The organism is Aeromicrobium phragmitis, assembly GCF_003674095.1.
Lineage (GTDB): Bacteria > Actinomycetota > Actinomycetes > Propionibacteriales > Nocardioidaceae > Aeromicrobium > Aeromicrobium phragmitis.
In genome coordinates this window covers 223,628-246,648 of the sequence record NZ_RDBF01000005.1, presented here as the reverse complement: position 1 = coordinate 246,648, position 23,021 = coordinate 223,628, and the positions used below count along the sequence as shown (strand labels likewise).

Here is a 23,021-nt window from a genome sequence, read left to right as displayed (position 1 = left end):
TCGTTGTGGTTCTGGGCGGGGAGACACTTCTCCCGACGGCTCTATGGTGCATGTTCGCTGAGCGAACGTCAAGCAGGGGTCAGCGCTCGGCGCGGCGGTCGCGCCACTTCGCCCAGACCGCGGAGATGAGCCTGAACAACCCATACGCCGCGAATGCGCCCAGGAAGGTAGCGGCGACCCGCCACGCGGCGAGCCCGTCGGATTGCATCGCGATGCCCATGTCGATGAGAACGGCGACCGAGAGGACCGCGGTGAGGAGCCGTAGTTGCTGGTTCTCACGATGTTGCTCGACTGCGAGGTCGCGCATCACTTGAATCGCTTCGGCCGCTCGCTCGGTCGCATCGGCAGTACGGCGGCTCTCCGCGCGTTGTTGCGCCTTGAGGTTGAGATTCGCGCTCTGCGCACGCCGCATGTGCTCATAGATCGGGTCTTTTGCAGGGTTGTACCTGAGAAGGCTGTCCTCGCCGCCGCCACCCTCGCCCGTCCGGAACTCCATACATGAACCCTACGAGCCTCATCCGACGTCCGAGACGGTTTCGCCGAGGTCGTCGTTCTCGCGGCGGATGTGGTCGGCCAGCAGCCCGATCGTCGACGAGTCCCACCCCTCCCAGCAGGACACGCACACGGCGGTCTGCGCGTCCAACCTGACCCGCAGTGATCCCGACGTCGCGCACAGTGGACACGTGTTCCGCGGCCGCCACGCCGGCGAATCCCAGCCCGTGACCGTGCGGGCCCTGATCCACCACGAGCGCACGTCGCGCTTGATGTCGCGCTCGTCGGCGTTGGCGGCGGCGCGCTGCAGCTCGGTCGCGAGGTCGTGGTGGTCGGGAATCGGGAGGTCGAGGCGGCGCAGCCAGGCGAGGACCTCGCGTTCGATGTCGAGGTACGCGTCGATCGTGTCGACCCTCGCGGACGGCTTGGATGCGAACGCCCGGACGCCGTCACCGTCGCCGGCGAGGGGCTCGGTCGCGGAGGCGAGCTGCTCGAGCAGTGACGGGCTGGTGGTCCTGTGGCGCTGCGTGACGAGGGTGTGCGTGCCGTCAGGGTTGCGCTGCTGAACGGTGTACGGCTGGTGGTGGACGGTCGCCTGGGTGAGGGCGACTACGTACTCGTGGACGGTCTTGGGGTCGTCCGTGGCGATGAGGCGGGCTGACGGGATCTCGTTGGGGCCGGTGGCGGTCTGCAGCGCGACGGGGTGGACGACGCGCACCCGCGGGCGTGCGGGCTCGCCGCGTTCGAGGTGGGAAAGTCGTCGTTCGGGGTGGCAGTGGTTGCACTGGTCGGTCGGGAGGTCGGACCAGTCGCAGCGGGCACCGGTGTTGTCGCTCATGCTGTGTTCCTTTGGCGTGCTAGCGGTCGGTCAAGTGGATTTGTCGTGCTGTGGGCGCATAGCCGGTATCGTCCTCCCCGTGAGCCAGGTAACTTCGGCCGTCGCCACGATCGAGAACACGTCGAGATTCTCTGAGGGCGATTCCTATGCATGGGCGGACTACACGTGTCCGCACTGTCACGCGAAACGAATGGTCCGTATTGCTCACAGTTTTCACACCAGTGCGTCCAACGTTGGCCGTACCCAATGGCTCCGTTGCCCAGCCTGCGCAAAAGGTGCTGTCGTCCAGGATGGAAAGCTCTACCCCGAACGAAAGCCGTTGAGACAGCCGCAGGGGCTTCCCGACGCCGACGCCCGGATCTGGGACGAGGTGCGCACTTGCCTCGGGGCTGGCGCCAATACCGCGTCTGTGATGCTCTGCCGAAAGTTGCTGTTTCATGTCGCCGTTGAGCACGGCCTTCCTGCGAAGAACGAGAAGAACCGCGCGCCGACTTTCAAGGAAGCGGTCGATCACTTGCGAAGCGAGGGAATAGTGACGACCCACATGCTGGAGTGGGTGGATCGAATCAAAGACGTCGGCAACGACGCAAACCATGAGGTCACGCCGATCGATGCAAAGGTCGCAGAGGATGTCGCTACATTCACCGAGCAACTGTTGGTTCTCGCGTACGAGATGAAAGCGCGCATGAAAAACGCGTCGCCACAAACAGCATGACCTTGGCCTGTCGCCTCTAGGGTCTCTCTCATGAGCGACGAAAAACTGGGACTCGCTGACGTCCTGCATCAACTTGGAACGGAGCTGCGTGAAGCGGCACAACGTGGCGGCGACACGCTGACGTGGGTGAACGGTGAGCTGGAACTCGAACTTTCCATCGAAAAATCCGGTGAGGGCGGCATCCAGTTCTATGTGCTCAGTGGTGGTGCCGCGGTGGCTTCTAACCGAACTACGCGGTTTCGGTTGCTCCTCACCCCCCACGCCGACTTCGATCAGGAGCATGGGATGGGGATGTAGGTGAATCAGCTGGTTGTCGGTCTTGCTGGGATCGTCATTGGTGGCCTCATCTCGATCGCGTCTGCCTATCTGAGCGATCGCCGCGCGGCTCGTCACTGGAGACGGAGTATGCAAGCCGAAGTGACTCAGCGCGTCGTACGAGCCGTTGTCACGGCGGACGCGCAGTTCACGCGCGCGTTCCGAAGGGCCGAGGGTGGTGATGAGCCGCCCCCGCCGAACTGGGACCTTCCTCTCCTCGCAGATCTCACAGAGCTTGAGATTTACGGCAGTAAGAGGGCGTCCGACGCGGGTCGAGTTTTGCTTGATCGGCTCTATGAGTTCGAGGAGGACGGCGGCACGGTGGGCGCGATGGAAGCGCTTGACCAGGCGCGGGAGAAGTTCGTTCGGGCGTGCCGGGCTGACTTCGGCTCCTAAGCGCTGAACGCTCACTGGTCGCCACCGCCCTCGACGGCAGCGAAGGCGTGGATCAGCGGCGAGGCGGTCGAGTTTGCACACGCCTTCGCCCGCTCCACCAACTCCCGCGGCACCGCGACCTCGTCGTCGCCGAGCACACGCGCACCCTCGGGGACGACCTGCACGGGCTCGACGGAGGTGATGTTCTCGGCCGCCGCATAGGTGACCGTGAAGCCATTCAGGTCGACCATCGTGTTCGGGGACGGGTCGACGGCGAAGACGCCATTGCGAGAACGGTCGCACCAGTACGTCCCCACCACGCCGTTCACCCGCAACACCGCCGCGGACTCACGACCCTCGGGAATCAGCGTCCAGGGCTCGGGGGCCGGAGCGACACTGACACCGAGGTGCTCGAGTATCGCGTCCAACACCTCGGCGGGGTTCTCGATGCACCGATCGGACCGATCGACGCCGACGAACACCTTCGAGGTGTCGTCCACGAGGTCGACGAGTTCCTGCCGCTGCTTGGCGGTGATGCTGATGTCATTCATGGGTGTCTCCTATGTGTGCTGATTCATGAGGTCCACTCACGCGCGTAGCCGGTGGTCCAACCGGTTGCGGTGAGGTGCTGGTCCGGGCTGCGGCGGCCCCTTTCGGCGGGGGTGGGTGGTGTCTTGTCTCACGGACACCCACCCCCGTAAGGGGGGACAGGTGGGACAAGTTGGAATTGCAGGGAAAATCGGGCGTTGTCTCACGAAAACGCGTGGGACAGTGGGACAAGATGCGTTTTTGCTGGAATTGCAGTGTCTCTTGGGGGTTGGGACAGGTTGGGACACGTGAGACATGCGGCGGATGTCCCAGTCCGGTTCCGGTGTGGTGGTGCTGCGAAGTGGTGTTCATCGGGGCTCGTCTCCGGGGTGCTGGTTGGCGTTGAACGAGGCCCAGATGTCGCCGTAGATGGAGCCCTTGCCGACGACTCGGGCGACGGTGGAGCGGGACATGCCGGTGGCCTGTTCGAGGTCGCGCATTGTGAGCGGTCGGCGGGCGTTGGTGCGTGCGCGGCGGATCTGGTGCCAGCGCTCCTCGAGGTCGGTGACCGAGGGCATCCAGGGCCACTCGCCGCCGCGTTGGAGGTGCATGGGCCATTCGCGTTCTTCGCGGGCGCCGCGCCAGTGCTTGATGGTGCCGTCGTCGCCGAGCCAGATGCCGAGTTCGGGCCAGCGCATCCACCCGGACCAGCCGTACGGTTCGGCGGGGCGGTCTTTGGCGCCGGAGGGTTTCTTCGCGGAGTGGGCTTCGAGGATGACGGCGCAGTCGACCTTCTCGCGGATTGCGTCGATCGCGAGGGCGACGGGCTTGGCGGACTGTTCTTCGGTGGGGTCGCCGCCGGCGAGTTTGTAGATGGGGCCGATGAGGAGGAGGTCGGGCTTGAGATGGGTGCAGAGGCGGGCGAGCCAGTCGCGGTCGTCGACGGTGGTGAGGTCGAGGCCGCTGGTCTTGAGTTCAATGCGGAGGTTCTCGGGGTCGAGGCGGTCGCCGGCTTGGAGGCGTAGGGGCCGGTAGCGGCGGCGGGATTGGCGCCAGGAGTTCTCGACGTCGACGTGGAGGACGCGGACGGGGGTGATGGGCTCACCGGTGAAGGGGTGGATGCCGGAGGCTGCGGTGACGGCGATCTGGCGCAGCAGGGTGGATTTGCCGGCGCCTTCTGCGGCGGTGACGATGACGCGGTCTTGGTGTTCGAGGAGGCCGGGGACGACCCAGTCGGGTTCGTCGTCGTCGCCGTCGAGGAGTTCGTCGATGGTGGGGGTGGTGATGCCGGCGCCGGCGTTGTGGCCGGCGAGGACGCGGGTGATGTCGTCGAGTTCTTGGAGGGCTTCGGAGATGTGGAGGGGGAGGAGTTCGGGGGTGGTGTTGGTGAGCTGCTGTTGGGCGCGGTTGAGTCTGCTGGTGGCGCGGCGGGCGATGGCGGCGTGGCGGACGAGGCGCGCGTATTCGGCTGCTTGGGCGGGTGAGGGGCAGGCGGTGGTGAGGTGGGGGAGGATCGCGGCGACGCGGGGGAGGTCGCCGGTTTCGCGGAGGTGTTCGGCGATGAGGATGTGGTCGGGGAGGAGTCCGTCGGTGTGGACGATGTGGTCGATGGCCTGCCAGATGGTTTCGTGGCGGGGGTCGTCGAAGTCGTCGGGGTCGACCTGCTCGAGGAGGGGTGCGGCGGTCTGTGGCTGGAGGAGGATGGCGCCGATGAGGGCTTGTTCGGCGGCGAGGTTGGTGAGTGGGCGCAGGGGCGTGACGGTGCCGGCGGGGGTGTCCGCGTCGGTGTAGGGCGGGTACTGCTCGTCGGTCACGTGCATGGTTCCTGTCGCGGTTCGTGAGGCGGGTGGCCGGCACGCCGCACCGGGTTGGTGGGCGTGCCGGCCTGAGGGGGCGAGAGGGGATGGCGGGATCAGTTCGTGGGATCGGGGTCCTCGTCCGATCCGCCGAAAGCTGCGCGGAGTTCGTCTTCGAGCTCGAGGGGGAGGACGGTTTTTCCGGTTCGTGCTTCGAACGCTCGGGTGGCGAGGTTTCGGAGCTGGGTCTTGTCGTCGGCTCGGGTGATGACTTCGATGCGGCGGATACGCGCTGTGGGCGTGGATTCGTCGGTGTCGATGTCGGTGGTGATCTTGGCGCAGTCGATGACGACGACGGCGACGTGGAGTTCGTCGGGGTGCACGACGAGGTCGTTGGCGATCGCGTTGAGGCCGTTGAGCTCGTCGGACTTGGGGAGGCTGCTGGTGAGCTTGGTGGTCATGCTGCGGTTCCTTCCTGGGTGGGGGTGGTGTAGCGGCCGGCGCGCCAGCCGGTGCGGCGTTCGAGCTCTTTGAGTGACCCGCCGCGCTGTTGCCAGCGGGCGGTGGCTTCGCGTTTCTCGGCGAGGGTGAGTCGCACGGAGCGGTCGCCGGCGAGTGCGCGTTCGATGGCGACGTCGTCGAGGGCTGTTCTTGGATCCAGGGCCGCGGTGCTGGGGCGGTCGTCGTTGTCGATGTCGTCCCAGGCGAGCGGGGGCGCCCAGCCGTGCTTGCGGGCGTAGTTGCGTGCTCTGGTGGCCGCGCTCTTGTTGTGCCAGTCGTTCTGGGGTGGGAGCTGCATCGCGAGGTCGGTGAACAGCTCGCGGACGGCGCGGTCGGTCGCGACGGTGATGTCGCGGCGGCCGTGGATGACGGACGCGAAGTTCCTCAGGTCCTTGCCGAGCTGGTCGGCCAGCTTGGACATGGACCAGCCGAGGGCGACGAGGGCCTGCAGCCGGCGGACAGCGCCGGTGCGGTCGGTGGTCTGCCCGTCGGCGAGGTCGAGTTCGACGGCGAGGAGCTTGTCGGCCGTTGCCGGTCGGATGCGCTTCGACGGTTCGAGCCGGCGGGCGCGGTCGCCGTAGAGGAGCTTCCATACGACGCTCGGTTCGAGGCCGGCGGCGTGGGCGACACGCTTCCAGCCCATTCCCTGGCTCATGAGCGTGCGGACGTGCTTTCGTGCTGGCTCGGCGTCGATGAGGCCGTTCCAGCGACCGTATGCCTTCTGTCGTCGACGGTCGCGTTCGTAGTCGGTCTTGGCGTTGACGCAGGGTTGGCAGCGGCAGCGGTCGAGGGTGTAGGCCGCGTAGGTGCCGTGCTGGTGGTTGGCGATCTTGTGGTGGCAGGGCTTCGGTGTGCGGTCGACGTCGCTCATCGGCTGTCACCGCCTCGCAATGGCCGGAGAACGATGCTGAACGGGGCGGGCTTCGCGCCGCACAAGAAGCAGAAGATGATCCCCGGCGTTTCGAGGAACTGGTCGATCTCCCGCTTGTGACCGTGGCAGAGGAATCGGTCGTCCAAGGTGTTGCAGCACAGCGTGGTCACCTTGAGCCACCAGCTGGCGGTCTGGTCGCAGTCGTCGTTGACGGGGTCACAGGCGGGTTCGTGGTCGAGGTGGCCGATGACGTCGAGGTCCTCGATGAGCTGGCTCATGCTGCGACTCCCTCGCGGGTGTCGGCGACGTACACGGCGAGCGCGTAGGCCTGCCAGATGTCAGCGCGGAAGCCGTAGAACCAGCCGGGTTCGGCCTTGGTTCCCTTGCCACGGTTTGGTTGGCCGGGAGCGAACCGATCGATGAGGGCCTGGGTGATGTTGGAGTCTTTGGCCTTCGAGCTGTGGCAGTGGTGGAGCTTGACGGGGTGGCGCGTGATGAGCTCGACGGGTGTCCGCGAGGTCTGGGCCAGGCACTCCTGGAATCGGCCGATCCAGACGCAGGTACCGAAGACGTCGGCGCCGACGGGCATGCCGTAGCTGGCGACCATCTCGATGGCGGCGAGCCGGGGCGGTTCTTGGCCTGCCCTGGCGAGGTTGAGGTCGAGCGCCATGAGGGTCTCGAGTACCTCTGCGTTGTCGGCTTTGGCGACCACGAGCGGCTCGCAGGTGTCCGCGTTGATGAGCGCGTAGGCCGACTCGGTGTTGCCGGGATCGATCGCGAGGAGGGTGTTCACGCGAGCACCCCCTGGTGGAGGCGAGAGTGGAGCGGCCACCCGTCGTCGATGTCGCCGTACTCCTCGGTCCGCCCGTTGTCCACGACCCACTGCCGGAACCGCCGCTGATCAGCGCGACGTGATGTCTGCTGGAACTTGAACAGCCGCTCGGGCCCGTGCTCGGCGAAGTACTCCTCGGCTTCGACGATCGCGATGGCCAGGAGCGCGGCGCCGACGGCGTCGGTGGTGGCGTCGTGGGTCTCGGTGAACGGCACCCCGTACCGCTGGCACAGGTCGGGGAGCTTGTACTTGCGGCCCTTGCGGTACGCCTTGTTGATGTTGTCGATGCCGCGGCCGAGGACGAACGGGTCGACGAGCGTGTGCCACTGCGCGGCTTCCACGCGGGACGCGATCGTGGGGATGTCGTGGCGTGCGAGCTCGGCCTCGAGGATCGACAGGTCGAACGCGGCGTTGAACGCGACGAGCGGGAGCCGGGCGCGCAGTACACCGGCGACGACGTCGGCGATCTCGGGCAGCGCGATGATGGGTGCGGTGCCGTTCTCGCGGGCGTGTTCGGTGGTGATCCCGTGGACCGCGGTGGCGGTTTCGGGGATCTCGACGCCGGGGTTGATGAGCCAGGACCGTTGGTCGGTCAGCTGGCCGGCGACGATCTTGACGACGGTGGCTGTGACGATGCGGTCGTGGTGGACGTCGACGCCGGTGGTCTCGGTGTCGAAGGCGTAGACGGTGCCACGGGTCCAGGTGCTCATGCGCCGGCCCCCTGCAGGGTGTTGAGCTCGGCGGCGTACTCGCGCATCTGGTCGGCGGTGACGTCGTCGAGGACGATCCCGCCGAACCGCTTGGATACCTCGGCTTCGAGGGTCCACAGGTCCCAGCCGAGTTGCCCGGCCTTCGTGACGAGCTGCTGCCAGAGCTGTTCGCGGTCGTCGGCGCTGTCGTCGATGACGTCGGCGTCGTAGGTGCCGTCGTCGTTCGGTTGCTGCTCCGTCGTGTGGGGAGCAGGCTGCTGCTGTGCCTTGAGCTCGGCCGCGCGGGCCTCGATCTGGGCGCGACGTTCGGGCCCGGAGGCCCGCCACATCCGCTCGAGGACGTCCCGATCGGTGCATGCGGCGACCTGCTCGGGCGTGGGCTCCGGCGGCCCCTGCTGCTGGTCGGCGGGCGCGGCCTCGATCGCGGGCGCACCGCTCGCAGGCGGCGCCTCGAGTTCGGCGATACCGGACGCCTGCGCGACGACCTCGCGGAGCTTCGCCGCGCCGATCTGCAGGTCGAGGACGGGCACGACGAATCGGGACGTCTGGCCGTCCTTGATTGCCCGGCGCTCGACGAGGTGCAGGTGGGCGGGGACGAGGTCGCCGACGAACTGCGCGAGCTCGGCCACCGCGGGGATCTCGGCGGCCGCGTTCCAGCCGTGTGTCTCCATCCGCCACACGCCGATGGCTTCGAGCTCGGGGAGCATCACGGACAGGCGGGTGGTGGGCTTCGCGGCGTCGTGCGCGGGGATGGTCTTGTTCTGGCCGTCCTGTCGGATCTGCACCGTGGTGGTGTCGTTCTCGCACGGTGTGCCGTCGACCATGTGTTCGCCGTTGCAGCGGTGGACGCATCCGCCGCCGGACCAGGTCTCCATCCACTGCGACAGGCCGCCCTTGACGACGATCACGGGCATGCTGGTCGCCTCGGTGATGACTTCCCAGGACGCGATGCCGTTGTTGTCCCACGGCTGGGCGGTGCCGCCGTAGAGGTTGGCGAGGTCGCGGATGTACTGCTCGGACACGCTGGTGAAGCGGAAGCGGTCGAGCTTGGCGGGGCGGGTCTTGCCGTTGCTGGTGGCCTGCTTCTGGCCGAGGCGGATGCGGCCGAGCTCGGCCTGTCGCCGTTGGAGAACGATCGGTGAGATGGGCATGGTCACGATGCCTTTCGAATCGAGGTGGAGTCGGCGATCGCAGGGAGCGCGACGGGCTTCCATGGCTTGGTGTCGAGCGACTGCATGAAGGTCTGCAGACCGACGGCGTGCACGAACGCCTTGTGCGCGGCGCGGTCTGAGGGCAGAGGGATCAGGGCCCACGAGTTGGCGCGGAGGTTGAGCAGCGCGGTGCCGGCGAACTTTGGCACGGTGACTTCGCTGTCGTCGGCGAGGATCGCGGTGTCGGCCCACCGCAGACCGGCCAGCTGCAGCACCTGGTCGGAGTAGACGGTGTTCGCGGGCTTGGTGAGGCTCGTCTTGATGTCGAGCAGCCACAGCCACCGCTTCGACGGGTGGAACTCGAACGTCGTCGGATGGAGCGGGAGGTTCACCCAGATGTCGCCGGTCCCGGCGTACTTATGCTTGCGGGACAGGATCGTGGTCTCGGCCGCTTCGATGTGCTTGTCGAGGTCGACTCCGAGGATCGACATGGCCTGCAGGTACTGCCCGATGAACGGCTCCACGTCGGGGTCGTAGGGCATCGGCTGGCCGACGTTCTGACCGTAGGCGTGGGAGTGCACGAGGGTGCCGAAGTCGGCGGCGTGGTCCCACACGTTCTGGTGCTCGCGCTTGATGGCCATGGTGAGGCAGAAGCGGCAGTGTCCGCACCGGTCGGCGACCTTGGCTTTGTCGCATCCGTTCGGACCTTCTGGTGGCTGGCGAGAGAACGCCACCATCTCGGGCAGCCGGCGCCACGCGGTCTCGGCTGTCACCTTGACGGCGGCCGGGACGAGCGCGGGCTTGGCGACGACGCCTTGGGCGTTGGTGACGGAGATGTAGAGGTCGTCACCGAAGGGGCAGGCGTCGCGGCCGCAGGTGCCGTAGTAGCGGCCCTTGCCGCGGATGTCGCGGGCGTGGAGCGGCTCGGTCATGGTCACCACCGCCCCGCCACAGCCGCCGCGCAGGAGCGGCAGCCGTCGAGATGCTCGTCCTCGCAGCCGGCGCAGTGCGTGACTTGGGCGGAGTCGACGCAGGTGCGAACGTCGTCGGGGTTGCCGTGGACGACGCAGACCGGGGTGTCGCAGTGCTCGCACGAGGTGAGGTACCGGCAGACGCCGAGGACGCAGCCGGGGAACGGCCGCACGGCGTCGTCGATCGTGGCCTCGGGACCGGGGAGGGGGTGGCGCTGGTAGTCGACGAGCCCGACGAGAGCGAGGCCGCCGAGGACGACGGCACCGATCGAGTAGCCGGCGGGGCCGGCGTAGTGGCCGCCGATCGCTGCGATGGTGAGGCAGGGGACGGCGGTGGCAGTGCCGAGTACGACGATGCAGGGGCGGGGGAGCTTCATGACGCCACCGCCGGGACGTCGTAGTTAACGCAGCCGGGCTGCAGGCAGGTCCAGCCCGTGACCTGGTCGTGGCCGGCGAACTGGACCATGCGGCCACAGCATTCGGCGCAGCGCTGGTAGCTGACCTTGGCGACCTGGTGCTGGGCGTCGGTGAGTTCGGCCTCGAGCTGCTCGAGGCGGGCCCGCAAGTCGACGATGGTCGCGGTGTTGTCGGTGGCCATGGCTCAGACCGCCTTCGGGGAGTCGATGCGGGTGACCGGGGCGAGGTCCGCCGACGGGGCGAGACGCTGCGCCCGCTCAAGCTCGGCCTCGAGGACCCGCACCCGGTCGCGCAGCCGCGCCGCTTCGGCGACATGCACGCTGTTGGGGGAGCCGTAGATGTCGGGGCGCAGGAGCTGGGCGTCGCGGACGAGGCGGTCGGTGGCGGGCTCGGCGAGCCTGACGGTGACGGGGGTGCCTTCGCGGGTCTTGCCGGCGAGGACTGCGCCGTCGTCGGTGACGTCGGTGCGGGTGTCGGCGTCGAGGACGATGTCGATGACGCCGGCGATGTGGGTTGCCATGGGATACTGCCTTTCAGGACTTGGGGTCCGATCCGTGCTTGCTGGCTGGGGTCGGGCCCCGGTTCTATGTGTGGGGTGATCAGCGCCGCGGGCGGCCGCCGAACTTGGTGAGCGCGTAGGCCAGGAGCACGAGCCCCGGGACGATGAGCAGCTCGGTCACGCGGACGCCTTCTCGCCGGACAGCCACGCGTCGAGCGCATCGCGGTGGATACGCCACCGCCCGCCGGCGGTGCGCTGGCTGCCCTTGAGTTCGCCGGCTTCGAGCGCGCGGCGGACGGTCTGGACGTGGTAGCCGGAGTAGGCCGCGGCCTGTTCGGTGTTGAACCAGATCCGCTGCTCGAGCGAGGTGGGGGAGAGCCTGCTCATGCCACCTTCCTCCCAACCTCTCGCTGGACGTTAGTAGTTGTCGCGTCGAAAAGGAGGTCTGCTGGCGCCTGAAGGGCCTCCGCGATGGCTGCTGCCGCTTCGGGTCGACAGCCCGTGCGTTTGCCGCTGTGGAGGTGGCCGATGGTCGAGCGCGAGACGCCGCTCGCGACCGCCAGTTGGCGAACGTTCATTCGGCGGTACTTCATGTACTGGCGAAGAACGTCGCGGCTCTTCAGCTTCATGTCGAGCCTCCAGTAGCTCACGATCATTGCGCACTCCAAACTGTAGACGAGTAGCTAACTGCTGACAAGATATTAGCAGTCGGTAGACGGGCTTGTCTACGTTCGGTGAGGAACTTCCGTCTTAGGTTTCGTTGGAATCGCAGAATCCCATGCGTGTTATTTGGCTCGTACTTGTCTACGCTTGAGCTTGCCCATGATGCGTGAGCGGTTGGAAGGTCGTAGACGTGAGTAGAGAAATTCCCGAGCCGTGGGCGTCGGCGATGGAGCGAAAGAGCTTCACGCACAACGGGCGCCCCTCTGTCTCGCGACTCGCTGCGGCCGCCGGCTTAGCTGTGGAGACCGCGCGTCGGATGGTGCATCAGATCGGGACCCCCGAGCAACGGAACGTCAACAAGGTGGCGGACGCGCTGGGGATCCCTCGCACAGAGGTGAGTCGATGGTCGGGTATCGAGCGAGAACTTGAGGACGAGTACCAGCCGCCTGCAGATGCCGATCTCATGACACGTGAGGAAAGGGAAGCGGTCGACCGGATCATCCAGTTGTTCGTCTCCGCTCGCCGCCTGCAGCGAGCGTCGCCGGTTTCTCAAGATCAGCGCACACCCGTCGCAAACGTCACCGAGCTCCCGCAGCGCAACGAGCCTGAGCCCGACTACGGCATCGGGGGCCCGCCCATCCCCGAGGACGCCGCCGCGGACGACATCAAGCGCGAAGCGGAGGGCGTGCGCCGGCGTCGAGAGCAGGACGAGCAAGGCGAGGATGGGGGAGCGTGAGATCACCCGCAGGCAACTCGCTTGCGGAGTTGCGCCATACTGTCGGTGTGGGCAGTTACCTTTCTGGTAATGCGGGTGCCGGATGAGGGTGCTGTTCGCAGACGCGAAACTGGAGAGGATCTGCACGCAGGAAGCGCAGATGAAGCGCAAGCTCGGCGGGCCCGTCGCAAAGGGCCTACGGCGGCGCATGGCAGAGCTGTACTCGGCGAACTCGGTCAAGGACCTCTGGGATGGACCTGGGAAATGGCACCGCCTGAGTGCCGATCGCGGCGGGGAGATCTCCGGGAGCCTCTCTGCCAACTGGAGAATCGTACTTTCACCGGCCGACGACGACGTGAGCGAAGTCGCTGTCGACTCGATCGAGGACTATCACTAGGAGGTGAGATAGTTGAATACGCCATTGGATTTCGTCGTGCCGACCGGGGAGTACATCGCGGAGTGGTGTGAGGAGAACGGGTGGACTCAGAAGCAGCTTGCTGATCGGCTGGGCTGCTCCCCGAAGCACGTGAACAAGTTGATCCACGGCACTGCTCCGCTGACAGTTGAGTTTGCTCACCGGCTAGGGCTTGTGACGGGCACGCCTCCCGACCGGTGGATGCAGATTGAGACTTTCTACCGGAGCGAGCTTCTACGTCTCGCCGCCGCGGAGAAGCGCGAGTGCGTCATCGAAACCTTGGACCGGCTGCCACTGACCCTCTTGCGTAGCAGCGGCTACATCACAGCGACAAAGCGAAAGCTGGAGGAGCTGCTGGCGCAGGTCTTCTCGTTCTACCAAGTTGGCAGCCTCGCTGCTCTTGACAAGCTGGTCACCCAACCGCCAGTGGCTGTAGCCTTCCGGCAGTCCGCCAAGAACGACTGGGCGGCTCGCGCTACTTGGCTTCAACTGGTCGAGATTGAAGCACGATCTGTTGAGCTACCGGCGCCGTACTCCCGGTCTTCGCTGGAAGAGCTCCTTCCTCGACTTCGGGAGCAGACTCGACGGCCGCCGGATGAGTACGGCAACTTCATGGTTGAAGAACTTGCCGCCTGCGGTGTCCGCTTGATCTTTGTCGAGTCCGTTCCACGCGCGGGAACATACGGAGCAACACGGTTGCACGAGGGCCAGCCGCTCATAGCCCTCTCCTTACACCGAAAGTCGGAGGACCAGCTGTGGTTCACGCTGTTCCACGAGCTGGCACACGTACTTCTGCATGACCTCTCGGGGGGTGGCTTCGTTTCGGGTGAGTGGGGTGACGATTCGTGCGAGGCCGAAGCGAACGCCTTCGCCGCAGAGCAACTAATTCCGTCCGTTTACGCTCACCGTCTCGCTGGACTTCGGACTTTGACGGAGGTCAAGGAGTTTGCTGCAGAGATAGGGATTTCCCCGGGCATCGTCGTTGCTCGACTTCATCGTGAACAACTTTGGCCATACGACCGAGGGCACGGTTTGATCAAACGCTTGAGGCTGGTGCGGACATCCGAAGGGAGCGACTGACTCTGTCAGTCGCGGTCGCTAGCGTCCACATCGCGATGAGTACCTCGAGCAAACCCCACCCGCATCCCTGGGCGGAGTGGGCCAAGTTCCCGCACATCCGCATCTGGTGGCGCCACGACCTACCCGATCACGTCCTCGGCAAGACCGACGGCGTCCGCAACGTCTGGCACAACATCAAGGCGCTGCAGGTCGAGCGCCGATGCTCCACCCGCCACGAGCAAGAGCACATCCTGGCCGGCCACGACGGCTGCCAAGAGGGGCGCGTCGAGGCGCTGATCCAGTGGCGCGCGGCGAAGTGGCTGTGCCCGAACCCGCACGACGTCGCCGACGCGATCGTCTGGGCCGACGGCGACCTTCACCTGGCGGCCGACCATCTGTGGCTCGACATGACGCGGATGGAGGCACGGCTGGACCGCCGCTTCATGCACCCGGCCGAAGCCAGGGTCATCGAGAAAAAATGCAGCGAGGAGCTCCACCCATGAAGATCATGTCCTGCATCGCCGCCTTCGGACTCGTGGTCGCGCTCGCGGCGTGCGGGGGCGAGAAAGAGGCAGGCGGCGAAGAGTGCCAGCCGCGCGACGATGAGACGACCGGTGAGTTCCTAGAGCGCTGCGACCCGGAAGCCGCCGTCCCTTCACCGTCAGCGGAGGAGGGCGACCAGCTCGTCGCCGAACTCGACGCCATTGTTCCTGGTCTCGCTGCTCAACGCGAGGACGCGATCGACAGCGCTCGCAACCTCTGCAGCTCGATCGTCGGCGGCGGGCAGAACCTCGAACAGAACGCCGCGCTGCGCTTCTCGACCGGCGACCTCGAGGTCACCGACAGCCAGGGCGCGCAGATCGTCGAGCTTGTGCGATCCCAGCCGTGGTGTGCATGAGCCATGGCGTGGGCTGAGAAACTCCCGTCCGGGCGCTGGCGAGGCTCGTACCGCGACGCCAGCGGCAAGACGCGATCGGCGGGCACGTTCGCGCACAAGGCGAAGGCGCAACGCGCTGCCAGCGCCGCCGAGCTCGATGCCCGTCGACGGCTCGCTGGCGACCCGGACGCGCGCAAGCAGACGTGGGGGCAGTGGGTCGACGTGTGGTGGCCGGCGCGCGACGTCGAAGAATCCACGATGAAGGCGGACACCCACCGCCGACGCAACCACCTCGACCCCAGGTGGTGGGACGTGCCGCTCGGCGCGATCACCCGCCACGACGTCAAAGCCTGGGCCACCCAGCTACGCACCAAGGGCCTCGGGCCCGAGTCGGTGAAGCGCTGCGTACACCTACTGTCCGCCTCGCTGACCGCGGCCGTCGACGCCGAGATCCTCGACTCCAACCCAGCCGCACGGCTGCGGCTACCCGGCGCGCCGTCGGTCGTGGAGCGGGACCTCACGCGCGAGGAGTACTCAGCCATCCGCGCGCAGCTGCCGACCGAGTACGACCAGCTCGTCGCCGACACCCTGCTGTACACCGGAGCCCGCTGGGGCGAGGTCACCGGCGCCCACTTGGCTCGTCTGGACGTCGCACGGCGGCGCCTTCGGATCGTGGAGACGTACAGCGAGGCGATCGCGAAGATGAAGGCCTACCCGAAGGACAAGACGGCCCGCGAGGCGCCGTTGCTGCCGGACCTGCTCGAGCGGCTGCTCCACGTGGAGCGCCCGCGTGACGACTGCGGCGTGGAGCACGCGAACGGCCGCTGTCCGGGCCCGCTGCTTCTGCCGAGCGAGCGGGGTATGCCGCTGCGGAACTCGAACTGGTCCTATCGGGTGTGGCGGCCGGCGGTCGAAGCGGCAGGGGTGGGCCGAGTTCGGATCCATGATCTGCGCCATACTTATGCGTCATGGTTGCTGCAAGGCGGGGTGTCGTTGGCGGAGGTGGGCCGGTTGCTCGGTCACTCGTCCGCGCAGACGACGCAGCGCTACGCACACCTGGCGGAACCACCTTCGGACGAGGTGCTCGCGGTGCTCGGTGCTCCACGTTTGCTCCACGAGGACGCGTCGTGATGGTGTTTTCGCTGACGGGGAGTTAGCTCAGCCGGTTAGAGCAGAGGACTCATAATCCTTGGGTCGCGGGTTCGAGCCCCGCACTCCCTACGAGTGAGGCCGCTCGTCAGGCGGCGTCCGCGATGTGCCGAAGCACGGTGGTCACTGCCTCCCACAGCCGGTCGTTGCGGCCCCAGACCGGGTCGAAGATCTGCACACCCCACGACTCAGCGATGATCGCGCCGACTTCGGGGCTGACGCTCGACGACCAGTTCGCGATGTCGTCCTGGGGGTAGTGGCGACCGAGCCAGCTGGTCACGTACCCGTTCCGTGCCGTGACGGAAACGTCGCAGGTGACGTTCCGGCCGGGAGGAAAGCTGATGACGACGAAGCCGGAGAGCGTGAAAGCGGCGTCCAGCATCGAAATCAACCGTTCGTCGCCGTACCCCTCGACGAACGACCGCTGGACGAGGGCGGTGTCATCGACCCGGAGTCCCGGCTGAGATGCGGTGGTCATGAGCCCGAGTTCGTTGATCTGCAGCAGATACTCGGTGATCGCGCCGGACTCGGGATCGAGCGCTCTGGTCCGGTCGATCGGGTGCCGGCCGAGCTCCCCGCGCATCCACGCGGCTGTCAACCTCGCCAGCTCGGCGATGCTCTGCGCCTGCTGCCACGGCCGGATCTCCGCCGGCTCCGGGGCCACCAGCCTCACTGGCTCGACTTCCAACCCTTGTAGGCGATGGCGCCCACGATCGCTCCGGCGACGAGGCACGCCGGCACGGTGGCGTACCAGGGCCAGCCGAGGGCATAGCCGGCCGGAAGGCCGATCACCAGGAACGCGATCGTGAAGATCAGCGTGGCCATCGTGATGACGTAACGGGGTGTCGCGGGGCCGGTGCTGCTCATGTCTCGATCGTCGCATCGTCCTCCGACAGCTGCAGCCTGCTCAGAGCCAGTAGCCGAGGGCGACCAGGACGCCCGCGACGACGATGAGTCCGCGGAACACCGACGTCGGGAGCTTACGTCCGACGAGCGCCCCGAGGTACCCGCCGACGATCGACCCCGAGGCCAGCAGCGCCACGATGTGCCAGTCGAGCGGAGCGATGAACACGAAGATCACGGTGGCGACGATGTTCGACGCCAGCACGGCGAGGGTGCGCAGCGCGCTCACCACGGGCAGCGGGAGATCGAGGGCGAGCGAGAGCACCGCGATCATCATGACGCCCTGCCCGGCACCGAAGTAGCCGCCGTAAACGCCGCACGCCGCGGTGCCACCGGCGAGGGACGGGGTCATGGAGGTCCGAGCAGTGACGGTCCCCTCCGGCCGCCGGCTCTTCAACCACGCCGAGATCCTCGGTTGCACCGCCACGAGCAGGCACGCGAACAGGATCAGGTACGGCACGAGGGCCGCGAAGACGTCGGGCGGCAGGCGCAACAGCAGGAGCGCCCCCGCGACCGCCGCGGCACCGCTGAGAGTCATCACGGCGATCGCGAGGGGAAGCCGGCCGATCAGCTCTCGGCGGTAGCCCAGCGCCCCGGTGAGCCCGGCCGGTACGAGGGCGACGGTGTTGGACGAGTTCGCGGCGACCGGTGGGACCCCGAGCGCGAGCAGGATCGGGAAGCTCACGAGCGACGCCACCCCGATCGAGGAGGTCGCGATCCCGGCCCCGAGACCAGCGAGGACGGTGATGAGCTGGTCGAGTGGGGTCACGAGCGTTCGTTGAGGATCGCCACGTCGCTGACCTGCTCGATGTGCGCGTGCATGGCCCGCGCTGCCGCAGCTGCGTCGCCCTCGCGGATCGCCTCGGCCACGCGCCGGTGCGCCGCGAGCGAGTCGCGCGGGCGCCCCGGCTGACCGAGCGACTCGATGCGCGTCTCGGCGATGAGCTCACCGATCTCGACCATCATGCGCGCGAGCAGGTCCGAGTGCGCCGCCGAGGTGACGGCTCCGTGGAACAGCTCGTCGCCCTCGTCGCCGCGCCCACCCGCCTCGATGTCGGCCTCCATGATGCGGAGCGCCTCCTCGATGCGCTCGAGATCCTCGTCGGTGCGGCGCTCGGCCGCGAGGGAAGCGAGCTTCGTCTCGAGAGCATCGCGGGCATCGATGATCTCGGGGATGCGCTTGGCGTGGTCGCGGATCGCTTCGACGACCCGCGACGTGCCGGCCACGCCGCTCAGAATCGCGCCGTCGCCGTGGCGCACCACCACGACGCCCACCACCTCGAGGGCCACGAGGGCCTGACTGACGGTCGCGCGGCTCACCCCGAGCTGAGCGGCGAGCTCGCGCTCGGGCGGCAAGCGGTCGCCGGAGCCGAGGCCGTTCGCGTCGATCCACTCGGAGATCTGCTGGGCCACCTGCTCGTAGAGCCGGGGCCGTTGCACCGGACGCAGGGTATGTCGTGGGGCCATGCCTCGGAGTGTATTGACAACTCCTTCAGTTGCCTATTGGATAGGCCACTGAACCTTTGCGTGACGTCAGTCACGGGAGGGAAGGATCAACCGCGATGGGGAGTGTGACCATGACCAGCACCGGACCACTGTCGGACCTGCTCGTCGTCGACCTGTCTCGAGCCCTCGCCGGCCCGCACGCGACGATGATGCTCGGCGACCTCGGGGCCCGGATCGTCAAGGTCGAGGCACCCGGCCGCGGTGACGACACCCGCGGTTGGGGACCACCGTTCCGCTGGCCCAGCGAGGACGGCCACACCCACGAGCCGACCGACGGTGAGCGCGAGTCGACGTACTTCCTCTCCGCCAACCGCAACAAGCAGTCGATCGCCCTCGACCTCAAGGACGACGCCGACCGGGACGTCCTGCTCGAACTCGTCGACCGCGCGGACGTCCTCGTCGAGAACTTCCGCACGGGCGTTCTGGACCGTCTCGGCCTCGGGTTCGCCACCCTTCAGGAACGCAACCCGCGGCTCGTGATCCTGTCCATCACCGGTTTCGGTCACGACGGTCCCGAAGGCGGCCGGGCGGGCTACGACCAGATCGCGCAGGGCGAAGCCGGACTGATGTCGCTCACCGGCTCCGGTCCCGACGACCCGCAGAAGGTCGGCACGCCGATCTCGGACCTCTTGTCGGGCATGTACGGCGCCTACGGCGTCCTCGCTGCGCTGCACGAACGCGAGCGCACAGGCCAGGGCCAGGTCGTCCGCACCTCACTGCTCGCGGCGACGGTGGGCGTCCACGCCTTCCAGGGCACCCGCTGGACCGTCGCGGGCGAAGTGGGCCGGGCGCAGGGCAACCACCACGCCTCGATCGCCCCCTACGGCCTCTTCCGTTGCGCCGATGGTGCGGTGCAGATCGCCCTCGGCAGTGAGAGCCTCTGGCAACGGTTCTGCGCGGCGTTCGACCTCGACCCCGAGCTCCCGGGCTTCGCGACCAACCCCGAACGGGTCGCCCGCCGCGAGGAGACCATTGCGTTGGTCGAGGAGGCCTTCGCCTCATGGAACGCGGCCGATCTGCTGGCTCGGCTCGCCGAGGTCGGCATCCCGGCCGGCAAGGTCCGCACGCTGGACGAGGTGTACGCATGGGACCAGACCGCCAGCCAGGGCCTGCTGGTGGACGTCGACCACGCGACCCTCGGACGGCTCACGCTGCCGGGCCCGCCGCTGCGGTTCTTCGGGCCCGACGGCACCGAGGTCACCCGCCGTGAGCACGCCGCGCCCCCGACCCTCGACGAACACGGTGCGTCCATCCGCGCCTGGGTGAAGGAGGACGACCAGTGACCACGACCGCGCGAGAGCGGATGTCTGCCCGTCAGCTGATCGAGCTCGTGCTCGACGCCGGCTCGTTCGAGAGCTGGGACGAGCCGATCGACATCAGCGGCTACTCCGAGACGTACCAGCAGGAGCTGATGCGAGCCCGCGAACGTACCGGCGTCGACGAGTCGGTGCTGACCGGCCGAGGCACCGTGCACGGCCGTCCGGTGGCCTTCGTCGTCAACGAGTTCGGATTCCTCGCCGGGTCGATCGGCCGCGACGCGGCCGACCGCATCGTGACGGCGATCCGTCGAGCCACCGCGGAAGGGCTGCCGTTGCTCGCCTCCACCGCCTCCGGCGGCACGCGCATGCAGGAGGGTACGCCCGCCTTCGTGCGGATGGTCGACATCTCCCGCGCGATCATGGACCACCGTGCGGCAGGGCTTCCGTACCTCGTGCATCTGCGCCACCCGACGACGGGCGGCGTGTTCGCCTCGTGGGGTTCGCTCGGGCACGTGACCGTCGCCGAGCCGGGTGCGCTCGTCGGCTTCCTCGGCCCGAAGGTCTACCAGACGCTCTACGGCGACCCGTTCCCGTCCGGCGTCCAAGTGAGCGAGAACCTCGCCGAGCACGGCATCATCGACGCCGTCGTCGACTCGGCGGACCTCCCGGCGCTGGTCGAGCGCGCACTCGGCATCCTGCTCGACCCCGTCGAGTCCTCAAGCCGCGAGCGTCGGGTCCTGCCCGACGGCGTCAACGGCGCGGTGTGGGATTCGGTCACGCGCACCCGTCGCGCCGGGCGCGCCGGCGTCCGCGACGTCCTGCGTCGCGGAAGCGACGCCACGCTGCGGTTGAAGGGCACGGACGAGGGCGAGCGGGACTCGACGATGCTCGTGGCGCTCGCCCGACTCGACGGCGTTCCGTGCGTCGTCGTCGGCCAGGACCGGACGCAGCAGACTCCCGCCTCGCCGATGGGGCCGGGCGCTCTCCGCGAGGCCCGGCGCGGGATGCGGCTGGCCGAGGAGCTCGGCCTCCCGCTGGTCTCGATCATCGACACCCCCGGCGCCGAACTGTCGAAGGAGGCCGAGGAGGGTGCCATCGCCGGCGAGATCGCCCGGTGCATCGCGACGATGTCGACGCTGACCGTTCCGACGGTCTCGGTGCTCCTCGGCCAGGGGACGGGGGGCGGGGCGTTGGCACTGCTGCCCGCGGACGTCGTGGTGGCGGCCCAGCACAGTTGGCTCTCGCCGCTGCCTCCCGAAGGCGCGAGCGCGATCGTCTACGGCGACATCGACCACGCCGAGGAGCTGGCGCGCCGCCAGCAGATCGGCGCGGCGGACCTTCATGCGAACGGTGTCGTCCGTCAGCTCGTCGCCGAGCCCGATGACGACACGCCGGAGCAGCTCGCGGACGCGGTGGCCGCGGAGATCGGTCATTGGCTGCGTGAGCTCAGGGGCACGACGCCGTAGTCCGAGGCGCGCTGACTCGTCGAGGCTGGGGGAGCGGTCGGGTACCGTGCTCCCATGCCGCGACCCGCAGTGCTGATCGATCTCGACGGCACGCTGTGCGATACGCGTGCGATCGAGTACCTCATCGAGGGCGCCGAACCGGACTATCACGCCTTTCACGCTGCGTCGGCCGGCTGCCCGGCTCGACCTGCCATGGTCGAGGTCGTCCAGCGCGCGCATGCTGTCGGGCACGCCGTCCTGATCGTCACGTCGCGCGAGTTCATCTGGCGCGACCTCACCCTCGACTGGCTCGTCGCCCACGGCATCGAGCACGACGGTCTCTACATGCGCTACGCGAGCGACTTCCGGCCGGCAGTCGTCGTGAAGGCCGAGCTCCTGGAGCAGCTCCGCGACGACGGGTTCGAGCCCGTCGAGGCGTGGGAGGACAGCGACGACATCCTCCGGCTGTGGCGCGACTCGGGCATCCCGGTCGTGCACGACACCCGCCAGGAGCTGGTTCAGAAGCCGTAACGGGCGCGGCGATCCTCGGGCACCAGGTCGATGAACTCCGGGTGGTCGGCGATGACCCGCGGCACGAACGGGCACGTCGGAAGAACCTGACCCCCTTGCTCGGCGATGCTCGTGAGGGTGGCGACGACGAGTTCGTGACCGAGCCCGCGGCCACCGAAGTGGTCGAAGACGCGCGTGTAGGGGATCTCCCACACGTCACCGCGCCGCTCGTAGTCGGCGAAGCCCGCGAGCTCGTCGTCGACGTGGATCTCGAACCGCGAGGCGGCCTCGTTCTGCTGGATGTTGGTGCTCACCGGCATCCTCTCTTGTCGCTTACGGGCCGTTAGGTCACAATGAAGGTGGTACTGGTCCCGAGGACGCTGGGGAAGGCGACCCTAGGGAGGTACCGCGATGAGGACGATATCGAGTGACGCCCCGACGACCCGGGGTGTTCTTTTCGTGCATTCTGCGCCGTCGGCGCTGTGTCCGCACGTCGAGTGGGCAGCAGCCAACGTGCTCGGCGACGCCGTCGATCTCACCTGGTCCACGCAGCCGGCCGAGCCGGGCACCTATCGCGCCGAACTCTCCTGGCAGGCCGGCGTCGGCACCGGAGCCGCGCTCGCCTCCGCGCTGCGCGGCTGGGAGCGTCTGCGCTTCGAGGTGACCGAGGAGCCCACCGCCAGCAGTGAAGGCGCCCGCTACTCCTACACGCCCGAGCTGGGCATCTTCCACGCCGTCGTGGGAGTGCACGGCGACATCATGATCCCCGAGGACCGCATCAAGGCGTTCCGCCTCAAGGCGGCGTTGGGGGAGGTCGCCATCGACGACGCCCTCGACGGACTGCTCGGAGCGGCGTGGGACGCCGCGCTCGAGCCGTTCCGGCACGCCGGAGACGGCGCGCCGGTGCGCTGGCTGCACCAGGTGATCTGAGCGATCTCAGCCGATCGTGACCCGGACTTCGGGGGTCGCGTCGCCCGAGCCGGGGTCGATGATGCGGAACCCGCGCTCACCCGTCCGTGAGGTGTAGACGATCGTCTCGAACTTGCCCTCGGCGTCGGCCTGCGTCGTGACCGGGAAGTCGTCCCACGGGCCGTCGCCGTCGCGTACCTGCACCTGCAGCGTCGTGCCGTCCCCGGCCGACGGCAGGATGCCGCTCAACCGGAAGCGCTGGCCCGGCGGCACGCGGTCGCTCTCGGCGAACAGTTGCGGTTCGGGCTCTCCGGCCTCAGTCGTCTCGGTGGGCGTGGGGGTCGGGGTGGGGGTCGGGGTGGCCGAGGGACTGGGCGTCGCGTTCAGCGGCGGCAGATCGGCGCCGGTGATACCCGTCGCGGTGAACACCGTGGCGCCGAGGAGACCCGCGGCGATCCCCAGCGCAGCACCGACGATCGCCATCCACGAGACGGCGCGCAAAGCCGGCTGCTTGGCCTGTTCCAGATCGAGGTCGTCGTCGGAGTCCACGGACACGAGTGTACGGCGCCGATCGCGTGACCTGGCGCACGGCCGTTCCCC

The 23,021-nt window shown here is 67.8% G+C and carries 35 protein-coding genes and 1 tRNA gene; 14 read left to right on the top strand and 22 right to left on the bottom strand.

Going from position 1 to position 23,021, the window contains the following annotated elements; genetic code table 11:
* Positions 1-79 precede the first annotated feature (79 nt).
* Both D9V41_RS09165 and D9V41_RS17570 read right to left on the bottom strand, forming a co-directional pair.
* The gene (locus D9V41_RS09165; protein WP_121794243.1) at positions 80-496 is read right to left on the bottom strand and encodes a hypothetical protein; all 417 of its coding nucleotides are present in this window, start codon (positions 494-496) and stop codon (positions 80-82) included.
* A gap of 18 nt (positions 497-514) precedes the next feature.
* On the bottom strand, positions 515-1,330 hold the full coding sequence (locus D9V41_RS17570) for a hypothetical protein (protein WP_166375971.1): 816 nt from the start codon (positions 1,328-1,330) through the stop codon (positions 515-517).
* Between the two features lie 79 nt (positions 1,331-1,409).
* Here D9V41_RS17570 and D9V41_RS09160 point away from each other — a divergent pair, with 79 nt between their 5' ends.
* The 3 genes from D9V41_RS09160 to D9V41_RS09150 all read left to right on the top strand — a co-directional run bounded on the left by D9V41_RS09160 (position 1,410) and on the right by D9V41_RS09150 (position 2,756).
* Positions 1,410-2,045: a DUF4145 domain-containing protein gene (locus D9V41_RS09160; protein ID WP_166375970.1), complete on the top strand. Its 636-nt coding sequence runs from the start codon at positions 1,410-1,412 to the stop codon at positions 2,043-2,045.
* 30 nt (positions 2,046-2,075) lie between these two features.
* Positions 2,076-2,342 (top strand): trypco2 family protein, encoded by a 267-nt coding sequence (locus D9V41_RS09155; protein ID WP_121794241.1) that lies wholly within the window; start codon positions 2,076-2,078, stop codon positions 2,340-2,342.
* Positions 2,343-2,462: 120 nt separating this feature from the next.
* Positions 2,463-2,756, top strand: a complete 294-nt coding sequence (locus D9V41_RS09150; RefSeq protein WP_133434152.1) for a hypothetical protein — start codon at positions 2,463-2,465, stop codon at positions 2,754-2,756.
* Positions 2,757-2,767: 11 nt separating this feature from the next.
* On the opposite strand, the gene D9V41_RS09145 is transcribed toward D9V41_RS09150, so the two are convergent.
* From D9V41_RS09145 to D9V41_RS09085, 14 genes are all read right to left on the bottom strand, one after another.
* Positions 2,768-3,286 carry a hypothetical protein gene (locus D9V41_RS09145; protein WP_121794239.1) on the bottom strand — a complete coding sequence of 173 codons (519 nt, stop codon included), beginning with the start codon at positions 3,284-3,286 and terminating at the stop codon, positions 2,768-2,770.
* Positions 3,287-3,631: 345 nt separating this feature from the next.
* The gene (locus tag D9V41_RS09140) at positions 3,632-5,077 is read right to left on the bottom strand and encodes an AAA family ATPase (RefSeq protein WP_166375969.1); all 1,446 of its coding nucleotides are present in this window, start codon (positions 5,075-5,077) and stop codon (positions 3,632-3,634) included.
* 98 nt (positions 5,078-5,175) lie between these two features.
* A complete protein-coding gene (locus D9V41_RS09135) occupies positions 5,176-5,520 on the bottom strand; it encodes a hypothetical protein (RefSeq protein ID WP_121794237.1) in 345 nt (114 codons plus the stop codon).
* The gene (locus D9V41_RS09130; protein WP_121794236.1) at positions 5,517-6,431 is read right to left on the bottom strand and encodes a helix-turn-helix domain containing protein; all 915 of its coding nucleotides are present in this window, start codon (positions 6,429-6,431) and stop codon (positions 5,517-5,519) included. The genes D9V41_RS09135 and D9V41_RS09130 overlap by 4 nt, the downstream gene beginning before the upstream one ends.
* Entirely contained in the window at positions 6,428-6,709 is a 282-nt protein-coding gene (locus D9V41_RS09125) for a hypothetical protein (protein ID WP_121794235.1), read from the bottom strand. The genes D9V41_RS09130 and D9V41_RS09125 overlap by 4 nt, the downstream gene beginning before the upstream one ends.
* Positions 6,706-7,224: a hypothetical protein gene (locus tag D9V41_RS09120; RefSeq protein WP_121794234.1), complete on the bottom strand. Its 519-nt coding sequence runs from the start codon at positions 7,222-7,224 to the stop codon at positions 6,706-6,708. The genes D9V41_RS09125 and D9V41_RS09120 overlap by 4 nt, the downstream gene beginning before the upstream one ends.
* Positions 7,221-7,973, bottom strand: coding sequence for an exonuclease domain-containing protein (locus D9V41_RS17770; protein WP_166375968.1), 753 nt, complete (start codon positions 7,971-7,973; stop codon positions 7,221-7,223). Before D9V41_RS17770 ends, D9V41_RS09120 begins: the two co-directional genes overlap by 4 nt.
* The gene (locus tag D9V41_RS17765; RefSeq protein WP_166375967.1) at positions 7,970-9,124 is read right to left on the bottom strand and encodes a recombination directionality factor; all 1,155 of its coding nucleotides are present in this window, start codon (positions 9,122-9,124) and stop codon (positions 7,970-7,972) included. The genes D9V41_RS17770 and D9V41_RS17765 overlap by 4 nt, the downstream gene beginning before the upstream one ends.
* Before the next feature lie 2 nt (positions 9,125-9,126).
* Positions 9,127-10,056: a hypothetical protein gene (locus D9V41_RS09110; protein ID WP_121794233.1), complete on the bottom strand. Its 930-nt coding sequence runs from the start codon at positions 10,054-10,056 to the stop codon at positions 9,127-9,129.
* A 2-nt stretch (positions 10,057-10,058) separates the two neighbouring features.
* Positions 10,059-10,472, bottom strand: a complete 414-nt coding sequence (locus D9V41_RS09105; RefSeq protein ID WP_121794232.1) for a hypothetical protein — start codon at positions 10,470-10,472, stop codon at positions 10,059-10,061.
* Complete coding sequence (locus D9V41_RS09100; protein WP_121794231.1) at positions 10,469-10,693, bottom strand: hypothetical protein; 225 nt, start codon at positions 10,691-10,693, stop codon at positions 10,469-10,471. Before D9V41_RS09100 ends, D9V41_RS09105 begins: the two co-directional genes overlap by 4 nt.
* 3 nt (positions 10,694-10,696) lie before the next feature.
* Positions 10,697-11,032, bottom strand: a complete 336-nt coding sequence (locus D9V41_RS09095) for a hypothetical protein (protein ID WP_121794230.1) — start codon at positions 11,030-11,032, stop codon at positions 10,697-10,699.
* Between the two features lie 156 nt (positions 11,033-11,188).
* The gene (locus D9V41_RS09090; protein ID WP_121794229.1) at positions 11,189-11,398 is read right to left on the bottom strand and encodes a helix-turn-helix domain-containing protein; all 210 of its coding nucleotides are present in this window, start codon (positions 11,396-11,398) and stop codon (positions 11,189-11,191) included.
* Positions 11,395-11,667: a helix-turn-helix domain-containing protein gene (locus tag D9V41_RS09085; RefSeq protein WP_121794228.1), complete on the bottom strand. Its 273-nt coding sequence runs from the start codon at positions 11,665-11,667 to the stop codon at positions 11,395-11,397. The genes D9V41_RS09090 and D9V41_RS09085 overlap by 4 nt, the downstream gene beginning before the upstream one ends.
* 323 nt (positions 11,668-11,990) lie before the next feature.
* Between D9V41_RS09085 and D9V41_RS09080 the strand changes: the two genes are divergently transcribed.
* The 7 genes from D9V41_RS09080 to D9V41_RS09050 all read left to right on the top strand — a co-directional run bounded on the left by D9V41_RS09080 (position 11,991) and on the right by D9V41_RS09050 (position 15,961).
* Positions 11,991-12,410, top strand: a complete 420-nt coding sequence (locus D9V41_RS09080) for a hypothetical protein (RefSeq protein ID WP_121794227.1) — start codon at positions 11,991-11,993, stop codon at positions 12,408-12,410.
* An 82-nt stretch (positions 12,411-12,492) separates the two neighbouring features.
* The gene (locus tag D9V41_RS09075) at positions 12,493-12,786 is read left to right on the top strand and encodes a type II toxin-antitoxin system RelE/ParE family toxin (protein WP_121794226.1); all 294 of its coding nucleotides are present in this window, start codon (positions 12,493-12,495) and stop codon (positions 12,784-12,786) included.
* 36 nt (positions 12,787-12,822) lie between these two features.
* Positions 12,823-13,884, top strand: coding sequence for an XRE family transcriptional regulator (locus D9V41_RS09070; protein WP_166375966.1), 1,062 nt, complete (start codon positions 12,823-12,825; stop codon positions 13,882-13,884).
* Positions 13,885-13,919: 35 nt separating this feature from the next.
* Entirely contained in the window at positions 13,920-14,366 is a 447-nt protein-coding gene (locus tag D9V41_RS09065; protein WP_121794224.1) for a hypothetical protein, read from the top strand.
* Positions 14,363-14,761 carry a hypothetical protein gene (locus D9V41_RS09060; protein WP_121794223.1) on the top strand — a complete coding sequence of 133 codons (399 nt, stop codon included), beginning with the start codon at positions 14,363-14,365 and terminating at the stop codon, positions 14,759-14,761. The genes D9V41_RS09065 and D9V41_RS09060 overlap by 4 nt, the downstream gene beginning before the upstream one ends.
* Before the next feature lie 3 nt (positions 14,762-14,764).
* A complete protein-coding gene (locus D9V41_RS09055; RefSeq protein ID WP_121794222.1) occupies positions 14,765-15,871 on the top strand; it encodes a tyrosine-type recombinase/integrase in 1,107 nt (368 codons plus the stop codon).
* 16 nt (positions 15,872-15,887) lie between these two features.
* Positions 15,888-15,961 (top strand) — tRNA-Met (locus D9V41_RS09050).
* Positions 15,962-15,977: 16 nt separating this feature from the next.
* Here the strand turns inward: D9V41_RS09050 and D9V41_RS09045 are convergent.
* From D9V41_RS09045 to D9V41_RS09030, 4 genes are read right to left on the bottom strand one after another with little or no spacing between them, the layout of a single operon-like run.
* On the bottom strand, positions 15,978-16,553 hold the full coding sequence (locus D9V41_RS09045) for a DUF6919 domain-containing protein (RefSeq protein WP_121794221.1): 576 nt from the start codon (positions 16,551-16,553) through the stop codon (positions 15,978-15,980).
* 5 nt (positions 16,554-16,558) lie between these two features.
* The gene (locus tag D9V41_RS09040; protein ID WP_121794220.1) at positions 16,559-16,756 is read right to left on the bottom strand and encodes a hypothetical protein; all 198 of its coding nucleotides are present in this window, start codon (positions 16,754-16,756) and stop codon (positions 16,559-16,561) included.
* 40 nt (positions 16,757-16,796) lie between these two features.
* Positions 16,797-17,561, bottom strand: coding sequence for a sulfite exporter TauE/SafE family protein (locus tag D9V41_RS09035; RefSeq protein WP_121794219.1), 765 nt, complete (start codon positions 17,559-17,561; stop codon positions 16,797-16,799).
* Positions 17,558-18,259 (bottom strand): FadR/GntR family transcriptional regulator, encoded by a 702-nt coding sequence (locus D9V41_RS09030; RefSeq protein ID WP_121794218.1) that lies wholly within the window; start codon positions 18,257-18,259, stop codon positions 17,558-17,560. Before D9V41_RS09030 ends, D9V41_RS09035 begins: the two co-directional genes overlap by 4 nt.
* A gap of 110 nt (positions 18,260-18,369) precedes the next feature.
* Between D9V41_RS09030 and D9V41_RS09025 the strand changes: the two genes are divergently transcribed.
* From D9V41_RS09025 to D9V41_RS09015, 3 genes are read left to right on the top strand one after another with little or no spacing between them, the layout of a single operon-like run.
* On the top strand, positions 18,370-19,581 hold the full coding sequence (locus tag D9V41_RS09025) for a CaiB/BaiF CoA transferase family protein (protein ID WP_208006800.1): 1,212 nt from the start codon (positions 18,370-18,372) through the stop codon (positions 19,579-19,581).
* On the top strand, positions 19,578-21,023 hold the full coding sequence (locus D9V41_RS09020; RefSeq protein ID WP_341770317.1) for a carboxyl transferase domain-containing protein: 1,446 nt from the start codon (positions 19,578-19,580) through the stop codon (positions 21,021-21,023). Before D9V41_RS09025 ends, D9V41_RS09020 begins: the two co-directional genes overlap by 4 nt.
* Before the next feature lie 54 nt (positions 21,024-21,077).
* Complete coding sequence (locus D9V41_RS09015) at positions 21,078-21,533, top strand: phosphatase domain-containing protein (RefSeq protein WP_121794216.1); 456 nt, start codon at positions 21,078-21,080, stop codon at positions 21,531-21,533.
* Here the strand turns inward: D9V41_RS09015 and D9V41_RS09010 are convergent.
* Entirely contained in the window at positions 21,521-21,826 is a 306-nt protein-coding gene (locus D9V41_RS09010; RefSeq protein ID WP_208006799.1) for a GNAT family N-acetyltransferase, read from the bottom strand. The two genes, D9V41_RS09015 and D9V41_RS09010, sit on opposite strands and share 13 nt — an antisense overlap.
* Before the next feature lie 97 nt (positions 21,827-21,923).
* On the opposite strand from D9V41_RS09010, the gene D9V41_RS09005 reads away from it, so the two are divergent.
* On the top strand, positions 21,924-22,442 hold the full coding sequence (locus tag D9V41_RS09005) for a DUF3145 domain-containing protein (RefSeq protein WP_121794214.1): 519 nt from the start codon (positions 21,924-21,926) through the stop codon (positions 22,440-22,442).
* Positions 22,443-22,448: 6 nt separating this feature from the next.
* On the opposite strand, the gene D9V41_RS09000 is transcribed toward D9V41_RS09005, so the two are convergent.
* Positions 22,449-22,970, bottom strand: a complete 522-nt coding sequence (locus D9V41_RS09000) for a hypothetical protein (protein WP_133434150.1) — start codon at positions 22,968-22,970, stop codon at positions 22,449-22,451.
* Positions 22,971-23,021: the final 51 nt, after the last annotated feature.